A 13081-nucleotide genomic window follows, 5' to 3' on the forward strand; every position below is an offset into this window, starting at 1 on the left:
AGTGGAACTGGCCTATTACTCGGATTACGCCGTGCGTCTCGTCAACAGCGAGGAACCGGCCCGGGGCAAGGACGCGCTCACCTCGGTCGACGCGGTCCGCGACCTCTTCGGCGGGAACGCGTCGGCGGCCCGGCGCGCCACGGACGCCGACGTGACCCGCTTCCGCGGGGTACGGGCCCGGCTGCGCGCGGTCTTCGAGGCGGCGGACGGGGACGACGAGACGCTTGCCGTGGACCTGCTGAACTCGCTGCTGCTGGAGTTCCCGGTCAGCCCGCAGATCTCGGGCCACGACTTCCGGGACGACAACGGCCGCCCGCTGTGGCACATGCACCTGTCGGACCACCCGTCGAACGCGACCGCGGGGTACGCCGCGATCGCCGCGATGGGCCTGGCCTTCCACCTCACCGAGTACGGCGTGGACCGTCTGGGCCTGTGCGAGGCGGCGCCGTGCCGCAACGCCTACCTCGACACCTCGACGAACCGCTCCCGGCGCTACTGCTCGGACCGCTGCGCGACCCGGGCGAACGTCGCCGCCTACCGTGCCCGCAAGCGCCTGGAGGCGGACCGGCCCGACAGTACGGGCCTCGCGGTGGACAACGCCCAGCGCGCGACCGCGAACGGCGAACGCTGACCCTTCTTGAACGGCCGGTAGCGGAACCGCACCTTCCCGAGGATCAGGTCCTCGGGCACGGTCCCGTAGTCGGTGCTGTCGCCGCCCGCGAAGGAGTTGTCGCCGAGGACCCACCAGCCGCCCTCGCGCCGCTCGGCCGCGCGCTTGACGACCAGCAGGTCCTGCTGGAACGGATGGCGCAGCACGACGACGTCACCGGGCCTGACCCTGGCGCCGTACTGCACGACGAGGAGGTCCCCGTGATGCAGCGTGGGCACCATGGACGGCCCCGTCACCTCGGCGGTCCCGAAAGGCAGGACGGCCCTCCCGCGCTCGGTCTCCTGCGACAGCTCCGGCATCCCGGCACCTCCCCGGTCCTATCCTCCACGAGTCCCAGTCTCACCCTGGACTTTTGTCCTAAGCCCATGGGGGCACTCGCGAAAACCCGTCACTCACGGAGTAATGTCCCACCTGAGAAGACGATCACGAGGAAGGACAGCTCAATGCTCTCCCGCCTGTTTGCCCCCAAGGTCAAGGTCAGCGCCCACTGCGACCTGCCCTGCGGTGTGTACGACCCCGCCCAGGCCCGCATCGAGGCCGAGTCGGTGAAGGCCGTCCAGGAAAAGATGGCCGCCAACGACGACGCGCACTTCCAGGCCCGCGCCACCGTCATCAAGGAGCAGCGCGCCGAGCTCGCCAAGCACCATGTCTCGGTGCTCTGGAGCGACTACTTCAAGCCCCCGCACTTCGAGAAGTACCCGGAGCTGCACCAGCTGGTCAACGACGCCCTCAAGGCCCTTTCGGCCGCGAAGGGTTCGACCGACCCCGCCACGGGCCAGAAGGCGCTGGACTACATCGCCCAGATCGACAAGATCTTCTGGGAGACCAAGAAGGCCTGACCCAGGGCAGGTTGTCGGCCCCGGGGCCGGCCGCCGGCCCGCCATGACCGGCGGGCGGTGCACCCTCGCAGGTCAGCGGGCATTCCCGGAAGGGGCCCGGCCGGAGTTCCGGCCGGGCCCCTTCCGTGTCCCGCCCCGGCCGGTCCGCCGGCACCGGCGCCCGGGGCGGCTTCCGTGGGCACCCGTTGGGCGAATGACCGTCGAAAGAGGTCGCCGTCGTCATAGTTTCGAAAGCAACGAGTACCGACTCGACCGGACGAAGCGACAGACGACGAACAGACGACGAACGACTTCTCGTCCGCGGGCGTCGTCCTGGCCGGCGCCCCGGGCGACGGTCCGACGTCCGCCGGATCCGACGCCCACGCCCGCGGTCTGGAGCGCGACGGCGTCGACCGGGACGAGGGGCCGTCCCGGGACTGCGTACGCTCCGGCCGGCCCCTGGAGGGCGTCCTCCTCGACCATCCCGACGCGCGGACGAGCCGGCCCCGCTTCACCCACCGGGCCCTCGAACTGGGATTCCACTCGGTGACGGCCGTCCCGTTACGGCTGAGGGACCAGGTCGTCGGCGCCCTCACCCTCTTCCTCGACCGGGCCGGCACACCGGCCGACGGACGGCTCGCGGGCTGGGTCACGCCCTCGCGGACTTCGCCGCCATCGGCATCCTGCAACGGCGGGCGCTGCACCGGCAGACGCTGCTCGCCGAGCAGTTGAGACCGCGCTGCAGTCCCGCGTCCTCATCGAGCAGGCCAAGGGCGCCCTCGCCCAGCGGCGGCGGATCAGCGTGGACGAGGCCTTCGTCCTGCTGCGCGGCCGCGCCCGCTCCCAGCGGCGCCGCCTCCCGGCCGTGGCCCAGGAGGTCCTGGACGGCACCACCGACCTGTCGTCGGCGGAGCCCGCCGAGTGACGTGCGCGAGGACGCGAAGGGCCGTCCCGAGAGGGCACCGGAGCAGTCTCTCCCGCGAGGACGCGCGACCGTCGGCCCCCGCGCTCCGGGTCGCGGACCGGCGGGGTTCGTCCGGCGGCGGCCGCGATCGGGTGCGGCGGAGGTGTCGGACCGGTCCCCGCCGAGCTCACGACACCGTGCCCGCGGGCCGGCCGCACTGCGGGCAGGGGCTCTGTCAGTGGGCCGTGGGATGCTGAGGACATGACCCCGGAGGATTTGGTCCGGCTGCGCAAGGCCCGCGACCGGATGGACCGCGAGTACGCCGAGCCGCTGGACGTGCCCATGCTCGCGCGCACCGCGCTGATGTCTCCGGGCCACTTCCAGCGCAGCTTCCGGGCGGCCTTCGGCGAGACTCCGTACAGCTATCTCATGACCCGCCGCATCGAGCGCGCGAAGGCGCTGCTCCGGCGCGGCGACCTGAGCGTCACGGAGGTCTGCTTCGCGGTGGGATGTACGTCGCTCGGTTCGTTCAGTTCCCGCTTCACGGAGCTGGTCGGAGAGTCGCCGAGCGCGTACCGGGCGCGGTCGCACGAGCCGGGGGCGGCGATCCCGGCGTGCGTGGCGAAGACGTACACGCGGCCGGTGCGCGGTGCCGCGGTGAAGCCCTTAGCGTGAGGCCATGGACCTCAAAATCTCGCAGTGCTTCATCTCGGTCGACGACCACGACCTGGCGCTCGCCTTCTACCGCGACGTGCTGGGCCTGGAGGTCCGTAACGACGTCGGTTTCGAGGGCATGCGCTGGGTCACCGTGGGTCCTCCGCTGCAGCCGGACGTGGAGATCGTCCTGGAGCCGCCCCTGGCCGATCCGAACGCTCCGGAGGCCGACCGGCGGGCCGTGACCGAGCTGCTGGCCAAGGGGATGCTCCGGGGTGTCATCTTCACCACGGAGGACTGCGACGCGACGTACGAGCGCCTGCTCGCCGCGCATGCCGACGTCCTCCAGGAGCCGACGGACCAGCCGTACGGGGTCCGCGACTGCGCGGTCCGCGACCCTGCGGGCAATCTGCTGCGCTTCACGCAGCGCAAGTAGGGCGAGCGGGCCGGACGGGATCGGGGCGAAAGCCCGGGTCACCGTGAGCGGGCCGGAGGACGGCGCAGGCCCGGGCGTGGTCCCGCGTCACGGCCTCAGTCGGGCGGCGCGGACCCGCAGGTAGTTCCGTTCCGGGAGGCTGAGGGTCTTGCCGGCCGCCGACTCGTAGGCGGCGCGGGCGGCTTCGGTGTCCCCGGCGCGCTCCAGGAGGTGCGCGCGGACCGCGTCGAGCCGGTGGCCCGACGCCAGCTCCGCTTCCAGAGGTGCCAGTTCGGCGAGCCCGGCCGTCGGCCCGTGGACCATCGCGACGGCCACCGCCCGGTTGAGCCGTTCGACCGGGCCGGGCACGAACCGCACGAGGATGTCGTAGAGGCCGAGGATCTCCCGCCAGTCGGTGCTGTCGGGCGAGGCCGCCTCGTCATGGACGGCGGCGATGGCGGCTCTCAGCTGGTAGGGCCCGGGCTGCCGTTGGGTCAGGGCGTACGTCACCAGTGCCACGCCCTCCTCGATCGCCGCCTTGTCCCACAGGCCCCGGTCCTGTTCGTCGAGAGGGACCAGTTCGCCGTGCGGGCCGGTGCGCGCGGCCCGGCGGGCGTCGGTGAGGAGCATCAGCGCGAGCAGACCGGTCACCTCGTGCGCGCCGGGCAGCAGCCGGTGCGTCGTCCGGGTCAGCCGGATGGCCTCGCCCGCGAGTTCGGCCCGCTGGAGCGTCGCCCCGGACGTGGCCGTGTACCCCTCGTTGAAGATCAGGTACAGGACGTGCAGGACGGCGGGCAGCCGCTCCTCCCAGTTCTCGGGGCGCCCGAAGCCCGCGCCCTTCACCTTCTGCTTGGCCCGGCTGATCCGCTGCGCCATCGTCGCCTCGGGCACGAGATGGGCGCGGGCGATCTCGGCGGTGGTGAGACCACCCACGGCCCGCAGCGTGAGCGCGATCCGCGCGGCGGGGGCGAGATCGGGGTGGCAGCAGAGGAAGAGCAGGCTGAGCGTGTCGTCCTCGGACGGTGCGCGGTCCGCCCCGGGCGGCGGTGCTGTGAACGCGTCGCGCGGGGTGAGCGCCGCCGCCCGTTCCTCCCGCAGCCGGCGGGCCTCCTCGCTGCGCAGCACGTCGGTGAGCCGCCGCGAGGCGACCCTGATCAGCCAGCCGCGCGGATTGTCGGGAGTTCCGTCCTCGGGCCACTGCCCGGCCGCCGCGAGCAGCGCCTCCTGTACGGCGTCCTCGGCGGCGTCGAAATGCCCGTACCGCCGTACGAGCGCGCCGAGGACCTGCGGCGCGTGTCGGCGCAGCAGGCCCTCGATCTCGTCCGTACGTCCCGACGGGCGCCGTGGGGGACGGCTCACACGTCCCCGCCGCCGCCGTCGAGGATGGGCCGGATGACCACCGGGTAGCCCGTCGTGCCCTCGGGGACGGGGCACTCCAGGACGCGCGCGGCGATCTCCGTGACCCGCTCCAGGCTCGCGCAGTCCAGGACCCAGTAGCCGGCGAGCACCTCCTTGGTCTCGCCGTAGGGCCCGTCGGTGATCACGGGCTTCCCGTCCGGGCCCCGCTCGACGAACCGGGACCGGGCCGGCTCTGCGAGGCCGTTGCCGTCGACCATCTCGCCCGTCTCGGCGAGGTCGTTGTTGATCGCGCCCATGTGCGCGTACATGGCCTGGATGTCCTGCTCGGTCCAGGCGGGCGCCCCGGCGGAGGCCTTGCCGCTCTGCGCCTCGTAGTCCGCCTGCGTGCCCTGAATCATCACCAGGTACTTCATGAGTCCGCTCCTTCGGTTCGGTCCGCCCGTGGCGGGCGGCTTTCACAGGGGACGTCGGAGCGCGACCGCGGTTCTCTACACACTGGTGGAGAAATCTTTCCGCGACTTCTCGCGGGCACGTCGGCGGCCTTCACCCGTCGGTCCTCGACGCCTGCCGGCGGGCACGCCGACGGCTCCGCGGGCCTGTTCGAAGGGGGCCGTTCAGGAGTCCCGTTCCGTGCCTGCCCCGCGTTCCTCGGGAGGCGGGCCCGGCTCCGCCATGAGCACGGGCTCCGCCTCGGAGGCCGTCAGGGCGGGCTCCGCCTCGGGCTCCTCGCCCTCCTCGTACCTCCCGCACCGAGAGTTGCGGCAGGAGCCGGGGCCCCACAGGGGCACGAAGACACCCAGCGTCTTGTGCCGACGCACGACCGTGTCGACGGACTGCTTGCAGACCGGACAGACGTACTCATCACTGGCCATGCCCACAGGATATTGCGGGAGGAGTCGGGCCGACAGGCGAGCGACAGCCCCGGAATCAGCGGTTCCTGCTGTACGCCCGCACGGTCGCCCCGTTCTTGAACGTGCGCACCTCGCCCAGCGTGAACTCCCCGGCCGCGGACCCGGAGCCGAACATCGGCATGCCGGTACCCAGCACGACGGGGTACGTCTTGACGACGAGCTCGTCGATCTCGTCGATCAGCTCGCCCGCGATCCGGGAGCCGCCGCACAGGTAGATGCCGAGGTGGCCGTCCTCCGCCTTGAGCTCGCGGACCTTGCCGACCAGATCGTCGGCGATGATCTCGACGTGCGGGTCGGGCGACTCCCCGAGGGTGCGCGAGGCGACGTACTCCCGCAGGTGGGCATAGGGACTGGTGACGTCGATCTCCAGCGCGAGGTCGTAGCTCCGGCGGCCCTGGACGATCGTGTCGAACTTCTGGTTGGGCAGGTCGTCGATGCCCGTCGCCCGGCGGACATGGGAGGGCAGCGTCTCCGGGTACTCGGCCTTCAGGAACCCGAAGACCTCCTCGTCCACGAAGGAGTGCATCGCCGTCGCGTCGCCGCTCGGGTCGCCGATGAAGCCGTCGATCGAGCAGGCGATGAAATATGTGAGCTTTCGCAAGCCGGTCTCTTTCCGTAAGCCGTATGAACCACTCCCTTCATAGTGCTTCAGTTGTAGTGGTCGCAAGGCGATTCCCGAGGATTCACGGCCCCGGGACGCAAGTGGGAGACGGGGCTCCGGACGGCGGCCGGCTCGCAGTGCCGAGCCGACCCGCAGTACCGAGCCGGACCGCTCGACGTCGATGGGAAGGTACTGGCCCACGAAAGGCCACGAAGGACTCACGGGCCGAGCTTCCGCGACCGCGGGCCGTCCGCTAATGACAGCCGTGCGGACCCCGCTCCCTTGACGAGCAGGGTCCCCTTCAGGGGCACCGGGGCTCGGGGAAACGGGGATCTGGGAAACGACCCTCCGGTCGGGGGCAGAAATCGGCGCTCGGGGAACAACTGCACAACCAGCCCCTACGGACCGGCACGCCACCCATGCACCTCGGTCCCCGAGCGGCTTACGGCCCTCACTCGGGGAGCGGCTCGCTCAGCGGCTCACGCCACATCGGCCACATCGCCGGCCCCGCCGGCAGGTCGACCGTACTGCCCGTGAAGACGAAGCCGAGCCGCCCGTAGAGATCACGGCTCCGGGCACTGCTCGCCTCCAGGTACGCGGACAGGCCCTCGCCGTCGCACCGCTCGAGCACGTGCTGGATGAGCGCGGTGCCGAGTCCCTCGCCCTGCCGGCCCGGCCTGACGGCGATCATCCACAGGTACTCGTGGGCGGCGCCGGCCGGATGCGCCTCGGCGGTCAGCCGGCCGATCAGTTCGACCCGTTCGTTACCGGGATCGACGGCCTCACGCAGCTGGGCCGGCCCGTCCTCGTCCTCCTTGTCGGCCTCCGCAGGCATCGAGAGCCAGAGCGCGCAGGCGGAGCCGTCCTCGGTGACGTCCACGTACCCGGCGTCGAGCACGATGTCGAGGAAGGCCCTCATCAGCAACGGATGGGTACGCCGGCGGTGGTCCGCGTCGGGAAAGACCCAGCCGCTCACCGGGTCGTCCTGGAAGGCTTCGTCGAGGAGCCGGGTCACGGCCTCCCGGTCGCCCTCGCCCGCTCTTCGGATCGCCACTCCCATGTCCCGCCCCTTCGCCTCAACTGCCCCTGCCCATTCGGCCGTTGCAGCCTAGGCGATCACACCTGACACAAGGGCGGCGGGCCCCGCGCACCGTGGGGATGCGCGGGGCCCGCCGCAACCGGAACCCCCTCCGCCCCGCCGCTTCGTCAGGTACCGCGCGACGTACGGTGTTCCGGCGTCCAGGACGCGGTACGGCCACGAGAGCCGCACCGCTCGGGAGACTCGACGCAGGCGGGACACAAGGCGGTCCGCGCCCGCACCCGGACCGGCGCGGCATGCCACACGACCGGACGGCACCGCGCCGGGCACATGTCCGGTCCGGCACAGCGCTCCACCGGTCCGGGCCGGTGCCTCGCCGGTCCGGGCCGTGCTTGGCCTGTACGGGGCCGGTGCCGACGGATCCGGCCCGGCGCATGGCCGATCTGGTCCGGGCCGGTGCCTGCCCGCCCGGGCTGGTGCCTGCCGGTCCGGACTGGTGCCTGCCGGTCCGGGCCGCTCTCGTCCCCGGCGTCGTACGGCTTGGGCTGCCGCGTCCTCGCGGGCACCGCACGACGTCGCCCCCCCCGACCGCTCTCACCGCTGTACAGGCCCCACCCCTTCGCTCACCCTGCGCACGCTCCACCTCTCACCGCGCGAACGGCGCCGGTCCCCCGTCACCGCTCGCGACTCCGTCCTTCGCCCGTCGCTCCGCTCCGGCGCCCCTCCTCACGTGCTCCTCACGCATCTCGCCTCCTCCTCACGCCCTGCGCCGCGCGCTCACGTGTTCCGCCGCGTCACGTACTCCGCCAGCGACAGCAGACCTCCCGCCGCCTCCGGGTCGGGGACGGCACGGGACAGATGGTCCAGTGCCCGCGCCATCCGGTCGGCGGCCTGGAGCTGGGCCCAGTCCCGGCCGCCCGCCCGCTCGACGGCGAGGATCGTGCGCTCCAGATCGCCGTCGCGGTAGGGAGCCCGGTACAGCTCGGCCAGTTCGGCCGCGGCGGGCGTGCCGGAGGTGAGCGCGGCGACCACGGGCAGGGACTTCTTCCGGGCCATGAGATCCGCACCGGCCGGCTTGCCGGTGCGCCTCGGATCCCCCCAGATACCGATCACGTCGTCGATGAACTGGAAGGCGAGCCCGGCCTCGCGCCCGAACGCGTCGAGTGCCTCGACGTCCTCGTCACGGGCGCCCGCGTACAGCGCGCCGAGCGCGCACGCGCACCCCAGCAGCGCGCCCGTCTTGGCCTCGGCCATGGCGAGCACCTCGTCGAGCGTGACGTCGTCGGGACCACGCCGCTCCATGGCGGTGTCCGCCTGCTGTCCCGCGCAGAGCTCGACCACACAGCTCGCGAGCCGCGCGGCCGCCGCCGGGGACGCCGGATGCGGATCGTCGGCGAGCAGCCGATGGGCCAGCGCCTGCAGGGAGTCCCCCGCGAGGACCGCGTCGGCGTCGCCGAACACGGCCCACGCGGTGGGCCGGTGCCTACGGGTGGTGTCCCGGTCCATCACGTCGTCGTGCAGCAACGTGAAGTTGTGCACCAGCTCCACCGCGGCGGCCGCCCGTACGGCCGTCGTCCGCTGCCCGCCCAGTGCCCCGGCCGCGGCCAGGACGAGCGCGGGCCGGATGACCTTGCCCCCGTTCCCCGCCGCCGGGGTGCCGTCCGCGTGCTCCCACCCGAAGTGGTAGCACGCGATCCGCCGCAGCTCGCCGGGGAGCGACTCCACGGCCCGGCGCAGTTCGGGATCGACCGATGTGCGGGCCCGCTCCAGGATCACGGCCGCCTCCTGCCCGTCGGGCGGGCCGTGCCGTGCCGCGGGTACCGGTCCCTCGCCGGTGCCGGGCCCGCCCACCGCCGGCAGCGGGCTCTGCTGCGTCTCCGTCATGAGCTCACCCACGGGTCCGCCCTGGAGGATGCCCGGACGGCGGCTGCCGCACCGGCACCGGGCGCGTGCCCCTGTGGTCCGCCCCTCCCTGCGGGCGGGCGCCCGGCAGGCCGCACACCGGACGTCATCGCCAGCGGCCGATCTCGACGTTCTCCAGGACGCCGAGCGCGTCGGGCACCAGGACGGCGGCCGAGTAGTACGTCGTCACGAGGTAGGACATGATCGCCTGCTCGCTGATCCCCATGAACCGCACCGACAGGCTCGGCTCGATCTCGTCCGGGATGCCGGCCTGCTGGAGGCCGATGACTCCCTGCTCGGCCTCCCCCGTACGCATGGCGATGATCGAGGTCGTCCGGGCCTCGGTGACCGGGATCTTGTTGCACGGGAAGATCGGCACGCCGCGCCAGGTCGGAATGCGGTTGCCGGCCATGTCCAGGGTCTCGGGGACGAGCCCTCGCTTGTTGAGCTCACGGCCGAACGCGGAGATCGCTCGTGGATGGGCGAGCAGCAGCTTGGTGCCGCGCCTCCTGGTGAGCAGTTCGTCCAGGTCGTCCGGGCCGGGGACGCCGTCGTGCGGCTGGAGCCGCTGGTCGTACTCGCAGTTGTTGAGCAGCCCGAACTCGCGGTTGTTGATGAGCTCGTGCTCCTGGCGCTCCTTCAACGCCTCCACCGTGAGCCGCAACTGCTGCTCGGTCTGGTTCATGGGCTGGTTGTAGAGGTCCGCCACGCGCGTGTGGATGCGCAGCACGGTCTGGGCGACGCTGAGTTCGTACTCCCGTGGCGCGGCGTCGTAGTCGACGTACGTCCCCGGGATGGCCGACTCCCCGGTGTGGCCCGCCGCGAGGTCGATCTCCTTCTCGCCGTACGTGTTGGCGCGCTGGGCGGGAATCGCGCGCAACTGCGCGAGGTGCTCGCGCAGGGACTCGGAGCGCTCCGCGATCTGGTCGACGTCCGCGCGGGGCAGCGTGAGGACCGTGCACGCGGTGACCGCGCGGGCCGTGTACTCCCAGATGGCGTCCGGGTCCGTGATCGCCTGCTCGCCGAAGTACGCGCCGTCGGCGAGGACCCCCAGCACCGCGTCGTCCCCGTAGGGGCCCGTGCCGATCTTCTCCACCTTGCCGTGCGCGAGCAGGAACACCTCGTCGTCCGGGCTGCCGAACGAGGCGAGGACGTCGCCCGGGGCGAACTCCTGCTGCTCGCAGCGCTGCGCCAGCTCGGCGAGCACCTCCTGGTCCTCATAGGTGCGCAGCGCCGGCAGTTCGCCGAGCTCCGCCGGGATGACCTGGACCCGGTCACCGGTCTTCACGAACGTGACGCGGCCGTCTCCCACGGAGTAGCTGAGCCTGCGGTTCACGCGGTACGTGCCGCCCTGCACGTTCACCCACGGCAGCATGCGCAGCAGCCATCGTGAGCTGATCTCCTGCATCTGTGGTGCGGACTTGGTGGTGGTGGCCAGGTTCCGCGCCGCGGATGTGCCGAGACTCTTCTGCGGCTGATCCTGGTCCGCGCGGATCTCTTCGCCTACCGACATGAAAATGCCCTCCCCATCGTGCAACGAGCTGCGGCGACAACCCTTCCATCACGGACCGTGTTGGTGCTATTACACGAAAGAGCGGGAATGGATCTTCGCAAACCGGGGCATGTGCGCGGGCGTCCGAACAGGTCGGCGGACCCTGCCCGGCGGCTCGTGGATCCTTCCGGCCGGGAACTCCAAGATCGGGCCGTCCGTTGAACCGGCAAAACGGACGAACGACGTATGGAGACAGTCATGGCAGGCTTCCTGGACCGCGCCAAGGAACAGGCGCAGCGCGGCCTCACGCAGGGCAAGCAGAAGATCGACGAGGTCCAGGCGCAGCGGGCCGGTGGCGACCTGCTGAAGGACCTCGGCGCGGCCTACTTCGCGGAGCGGCGCGGCAGCGGCTCCCCGCAGGCCACGCAGCAGGCCCTCCAGGCTCTGGAGAGCCACATCGCGACGCACGGTGACGGTTTCCTGCGCTCCTGACGCCTTCGGCCCGCCCCGCCGACCGGATCGCCTCGCACGCCGTGCGAACAGGTGGTCCGTGACGGGAAGTTGCGGGTACAAGCACCGGTACGAGACGGCCACGACAGGTGGCCGTCGCGTCCGTGTAAGGAGGCGGCCATGGCCCCACCCATGTCCGCGGGCAGATTTCTGGACCGGCTGAAGGACGAAGGGCTCACCGTCGTCGAGGTCGGGGACTGGGAAAATCACAACCGCAACCACAAGGGCCCGTGGGGCCCGGTCCACGGCGTCATGATCCACCACACGGTGACATCGGGCAGCCAGCGCACGGTGGAGCTCTGCCGGGACGGCTACAGCGGGTTACCGGGCCCGTTGTGCCACGGCGTCATCACCAAGGACGGCCGCGTCCACCTCGTCGGGTACGGCCGTTCCAATCACGCGGGCCTCGGCGACGACGACGTGCTGCGCGCGGTCATCGCCGAGACGGCCCTGCCGGCGGACAACGAGGCCAACACCGACGGCAACCGCCATTTCTACGGCTTCGAGTGCGAGAACCTCGGCGACGGCGAGGACCCCTGGCCGGCGGCCCAGCTGGAGGCCATCGAGCGGGCCGCGGCGGCGGTCTGCCGCCAGCACGGCTGGACGGAGCGCTCGGTGATCGGCCACCTCGAGTGGCAGCCGGGCAAGATCGACCCGCGCGGCTTCACGATGGCCGCCATGCGGGCCCGCATCCGCGACCGTCTGCAGTGACGGACAGGCGCCCGTCGGAGGCCGGTCCCCCACGGGCGCCTTCCTGTCCGCCCGGGACCTCTCTGCCTGCGGCGGGAGGTCCCGGCGCGGCGCGTGTCGGCCCGGCCCCGCGTGTCGCTCGGACGTGTGTCCGACAATGAGGGTGTGACCGGCCCCGACACCCCTGAAGCAGCCGGCCTCGGCGCTCTGCGGCCGCGGCTGCCGTCGCCGCTGCGGGAGGCCGTGGACGAGCGTTTCGCGCGGCACGGAGTGCGGCTGCTGCTGAAGCGGGACGATCTGATCCACCCCCAGCTGATCGGCAACAAATGGCGCAAGCTGGCGCCGAACCTCCGAGCGGCGGACGGCCGCACGGTCCTCACCTTCGGCGGCGCGTACTCGAACCATCTGCGGGCCACCGCCGCCGCCGGCCGCCTGCTGGGCCTGCCCACCGTCGGTGTGGTCCGCGGGCAGGAGCTCGCCGACCGCCCCCTCAACGCCTCCCTCGCCCGGTGCGCCGCCGACGGCATGCGGCTCCATTTCGTCGACAGATCGTCGTACCGCCGCAAGAGCGAGCCCGGAACACTGGCCGCCCTTCTGCGCGCGACCGCCTGCGAGGAGGCGTACGTGGTCCCGGAGGGCGGCAGCAACGCCCTGGCCGTACGCGGCTGTACGGCCCTGGGCGAGGAGCTGCGCGGGCGCGCCGACGTCGTCGCGCTGGCCTGCGGCACCGGCGGCACGCTCGCGGGCCTGGCAGGAGGGCTCGCCCCCGGCCAGCGCGCGCTGGGCATACCGGTCCTCAGGGGCGGCTTCCTCGACGCGGAGATACGCGCCCTCCAGGACGAGGCGTTCGGCGGCCCGCGCGGCGACTGGTCCCTGGACGACCGCTTCCACTTCGGCGGCTACGCCCGTACGCCTCCCGAACTCGACGCGTTCGCCGCCGACTTCGAGCGCCGCCACGACCTGCCCGTCGAACGTCTCTATGTCGCCAAGTCGCTGTATGGTCTCCTGACCCTCACGGAGGAGGGCGTGTTCCCGCGCGGGACGACGGTCGCGGCGGTGATCACGGGCCGTCCGCTCGACCCGCCGGACCGGTAGGTCCGGACCCGAACGTCCGGC

The 13081-nt window shown here is 72.1% G+C and carries 15 protein-coding genes and 2 pseudogenes; 9 read left to right on the top strand and 8 right to left on the bottom strand.

Translation table 11 applies throughout. The annotated features are described in order from the left end of the window. Window position 1 precedes the first annotated feature (1 nt). A complete protein-coding gene (locus O1Q96_RS37930; protein WP_217454575.1) occupies window positions 2-631 on the top strand; it encodes a CGNR zinc finger domain-containing protein in 630 nt (209 codons plus the stop codon). Here O1Q96_RS37930 and sodX read toward each other — a convergent pair. After that, the gene (sodX, locus tag O1Q96_RS37935; RefSeq protein ID WP_269252431.1) at window positions 535-969 is read right to left on the bottom strand and encodes a nickel-type superoxide dismutase maturation protease; all 435 of its coding nucleotides are present in this window, start codon (window positions 967-969) and stop codon (window positions 535-537) included. The genes O1Q96_RS37930 and sodX overlap by 97 nt on opposite strands. A 144-nt stretch (window positions 970-1113) precedes the next feature. Between sodX and sodN the strand changes: the two genes are divergently transcribed. The 5 genes and pseudogenes from sodN (at window position 1114) to O1Q96_RS37955 (ending at window position 3482) form a co-directional block, all read left to right on the top strand. Further along, window positions 1114-1509 (top strand): superoxide dismutase, Ni, encoded by a 396-nt coding sequence (gene sodN, locus O1Q96_RS37940; protein WP_055531247.1) that lies wholly within the window; start codon window positions 1114-1116, stop codon window positions 1507-1509. Window positions 1510-1815: 306 nt separating this feature from the next. Continuing rightward, window positions 1816-2220 (top strand): annotated as a pseudogene (locus O1Q96_RS44710) (GAF domain-containing protein); the annotation flags it as partial. 4 nt (window positions 2221-2224) lie between these two features. Then, a pseudogene (locus tag O1Q96_RS37945) lies at window positions 2225-2413 on the top strand (ANTAR domain-containing protein); the annotation flags it as partial. A gap of 240 nt (window positions 2414-2653) precedes the next feature. Continuing rightward, the gene (locus O1Q96_RS37950) at window positions 2654-3067 is read left to right on the top strand and encodes a helix-turn-helix transcriptional regulator (RefSeq protein ID WP_269252432.1); all 414 of its coding nucleotides are present in this window, start codon (window positions 2654-2656) and stop codon (window positions 3065-3067) included. A gap of 4 nt (window positions 3068-3071) precedes the next feature. Continuing rightward, window positions 3072-3482 carry a VOC family protein gene (locus O1Q96_RS37955; RefSeq protein ID WP_269252433.1) on the top strand — a complete coding sequence of 137 codons (411 nt, stop codon included), beginning with the start codon at window positions 3072-3074 and terminating at the stop codon, window positions 3480-3482. 87 nt (window positions 3483-3569) lie between these two features. On the opposite strand, the gene O1Q96_RS37960 is transcribed toward O1Q96_RS37955, so the two are convergent. The 7 genes from O1Q96_RS37960 to O1Q96_RS37990 all read right to left on the bottom strand — a co-directional run bounded on the left by O1Q96_RS37960 (window position 3570) and on the right by O1Q96_RS37990 (window position 10786). Further along, window positions 3570-4820: an RNA polymerase sigma factor gene (locus tag O1Q96_RS37960; protein WP_269252434.1), complete on the bottom strand. Its 1251-nt coding sequence runs from the start codon at window positions 4818-4820 to the stop codon at window positions 3570-3572. Continuing rightward, window positions 4817-5233, bottom strand: a complete 417-nt coding sequence (locus O1Q96_RS37965) for a YciI family protein (RefSeq protein WP_269252435.1) — start codon at window positions 5231-5233, stop codon at window positions 4817-4819. Before O1Q96_RS37965 ends, O1Q96_RS37960 begins: the two co-directional genes overlap by 4 nt. A gap of 201 nt (window positions 5234-5434) precedes the next feature. Beyond that, window positions 5435-5692 carry a hypothetical protein gene (locus O1Q96_RS37970; RefSeq protein WP_269252436.1) on the bottom strand — a complete coding sequence of 86 codons (258 nt, stop codon included), beginning with the start codon at window positions 5690-5692 and terminating at the stop codon, window positions 5435-5437. 55 nt (window positions 5693-5747) lie between these two features. Next, window positions 5748-6332, bottom strand: a complete 585-nt coding sequence (locus O1Q96_RS37975) for a dihydrofolate reductase family protein (RefSeq protein ID WP_269252437.1) — start codon at window positions 6330-6332, stop codon at window positions 5748-5750. A gap of 451 nt (window positions 6333-6783) precedes the next feature. Continuing rightward, window positions 6784-7392 carry a GNAT family N-acetyltransferase gene (locus O1Q96_RS37980; RefSeq protein ID WP_269252438.1) on the bottom strand — a complete coding sequence of 203 codons (609 nt, stop codon included), beginning with the start codon at window positions 7390-7392 and terminating at the stop codon, window positions 6784-6786. Window positions 7393-8148: 756 nt separating this feature from the next. Continuing rightward, window positions 8149-9255 (bottom strand): family 2 encapsulin nanocompartment cargo protein polyprenyl transferase, encoded by a 1107-nt coding sequence (locus tag O1Q96_RS37985; protein WP_269252439.1) that lies wholly within the window; start codon window positions 9253-9255, stop codon window positions 8149-8151. Window positions 9256-9379: 124 nt separating this feature from the next. Continuing rightward, window positions 9380-10786, bottom strand: coding sequence for a family 2B encapsulin nanocompartment shell protein (locus O1Q96_RS37990; protein ID WP_269252440.1), 1407 nt, complete (start codon window positions 10784-10786; stop codon window positions 9380-9382). A gap of 237 nt (window positions 10787-11023) precedes the next feature. On the opposite strand from O1Q96_RS37990, the gene O1Q96_RS37995 reads away from it, so the two are divergent. The 3 genes from O1Q96_RS37995 (at window position 11024) to O1Q96_RS38005 (ending at window position 13060) form a co-directional block, all read left to right on the top strand. Then, entirely contained in the window at window positions 11024-11257 is a 234-nt protein-coding gene (locus tag O1Q96_RS37995) for a hypothetical protein (protein WP_217453193.1), read from the top strand. A 138-nt stretch (window positions 11258-11395) separates the two neighbouring features. After that, entirely contained in the window at window positions 11396-11986 is a 591-nt protein-coding gene (locus tag O1Q96_RS38000; RefSeq protein ID WP_269252441.1) for an N-acetylmuramoyl-L-alanine amidase, read from the top strand. A gap of 144 nt (window positions 11987-12130) precedes the next feature. Beyond that, on the top strand, window positions 12131-13060 hold the full coding sequence (locus O1Q96_RS38005; protein WP_269252442.1) for a 1-aminocyclopropane-1-carboxylate deaminase/D-cysteine desulfhydrase: 930 nt from the start codon (window positions 12131-12133) through the stop codon (window positions 13058-13060). The last annotated feature ends 21 nt before the right edge of the window (window positions 13061-13081 follow it).

Origin of the sequence: Streptomyces aurantiacus (assembly GCF_027107535.1) — a bacterium.
In the GTDB taxonomy this organism is placed as follows: domain Bacteria; phylum Actinomycetota; class Actinomycetes; order Streptomycetales; family Streptomycetaceae; genus Streptomyces.

Coding starts and splice junctions, on each gene's coding strand:
- O1Q96_RS37990 (WP_269252440.1), bottom strand. CDS start 10,786: ATGTCGGTAGGCGAAGAGATCCGCGCGGACCAGGATCAGCCGCAGAAG.
- O1Q96_RS37985 (WP_269252439.1), bottom strand. CDS start 9,255: ATGACGGAGACGCAGCAGAGCCCGCTGCCGGCGGTGGGCGGGCCCGGC.
- O1Q96_RS37980 (WP_269252438.1), bottom strand. CDS start 7,392: ATGGGAGTGGCGATCCGAAGAGCGGGCGAGGGCGACCGGGAGGCCGTG.
- sodN (WP_055531247.1), top strand. CDS start 1,114: ATGCTCTCCCGCCTGTTTGCCCCCAAGGTCAAGGTCAGCGCCCACTGC.
- O1Q96_RS37965 (WP_269252435.1), bottom strand. CDS start 5,233: ATGAAGTACCTGGTGATGATTCAGGGCACGCAGGCGGACTACGAGGCG.
- O1Q96_RS37955 (WP_269252433.1), top strand. CDS start 3,072: ATGGACCTCAAAATCTCGCAGTGCTTCATCTCGGTCGACGACCACGAC.
- O1Q96_RS37995 (WP_217453193.1), top strand. CDS start 11,024: ATGGCAGGCTTCCTGGACCGCGCCAAGGAACAGGCGCAGCGCGGCCTC.
- O1Q96_RS37970 (WP_269252436.1), bottom strand. CDS start 5,692: ATGGCCAGTGATGAGTACGTCTGTCCGGTCTGCAAGCAGTCCGTCGAC.
- O1Q96_RS38000 (WP_269252441.1), top strand. CDS start 11,396: ATGGCCCCACCCATGTCCGCGGGCAGATTTCTGGACCGGCTGAAGGAC.
- O1Q96_RS37950 (WP_269252432.1), top strand. CDS start 2,654: ATGACCCCGGAGGATTTGGTCCGGCTGCGCAAGGCCCGCGACCGGATG.
- sodX (WP_269252431.1), bottom strand. CDS start 969: ATGCCGGAGCTGTCGCAGGAGACCGAGCGCGGGAGGGCCGTCCTGCCT.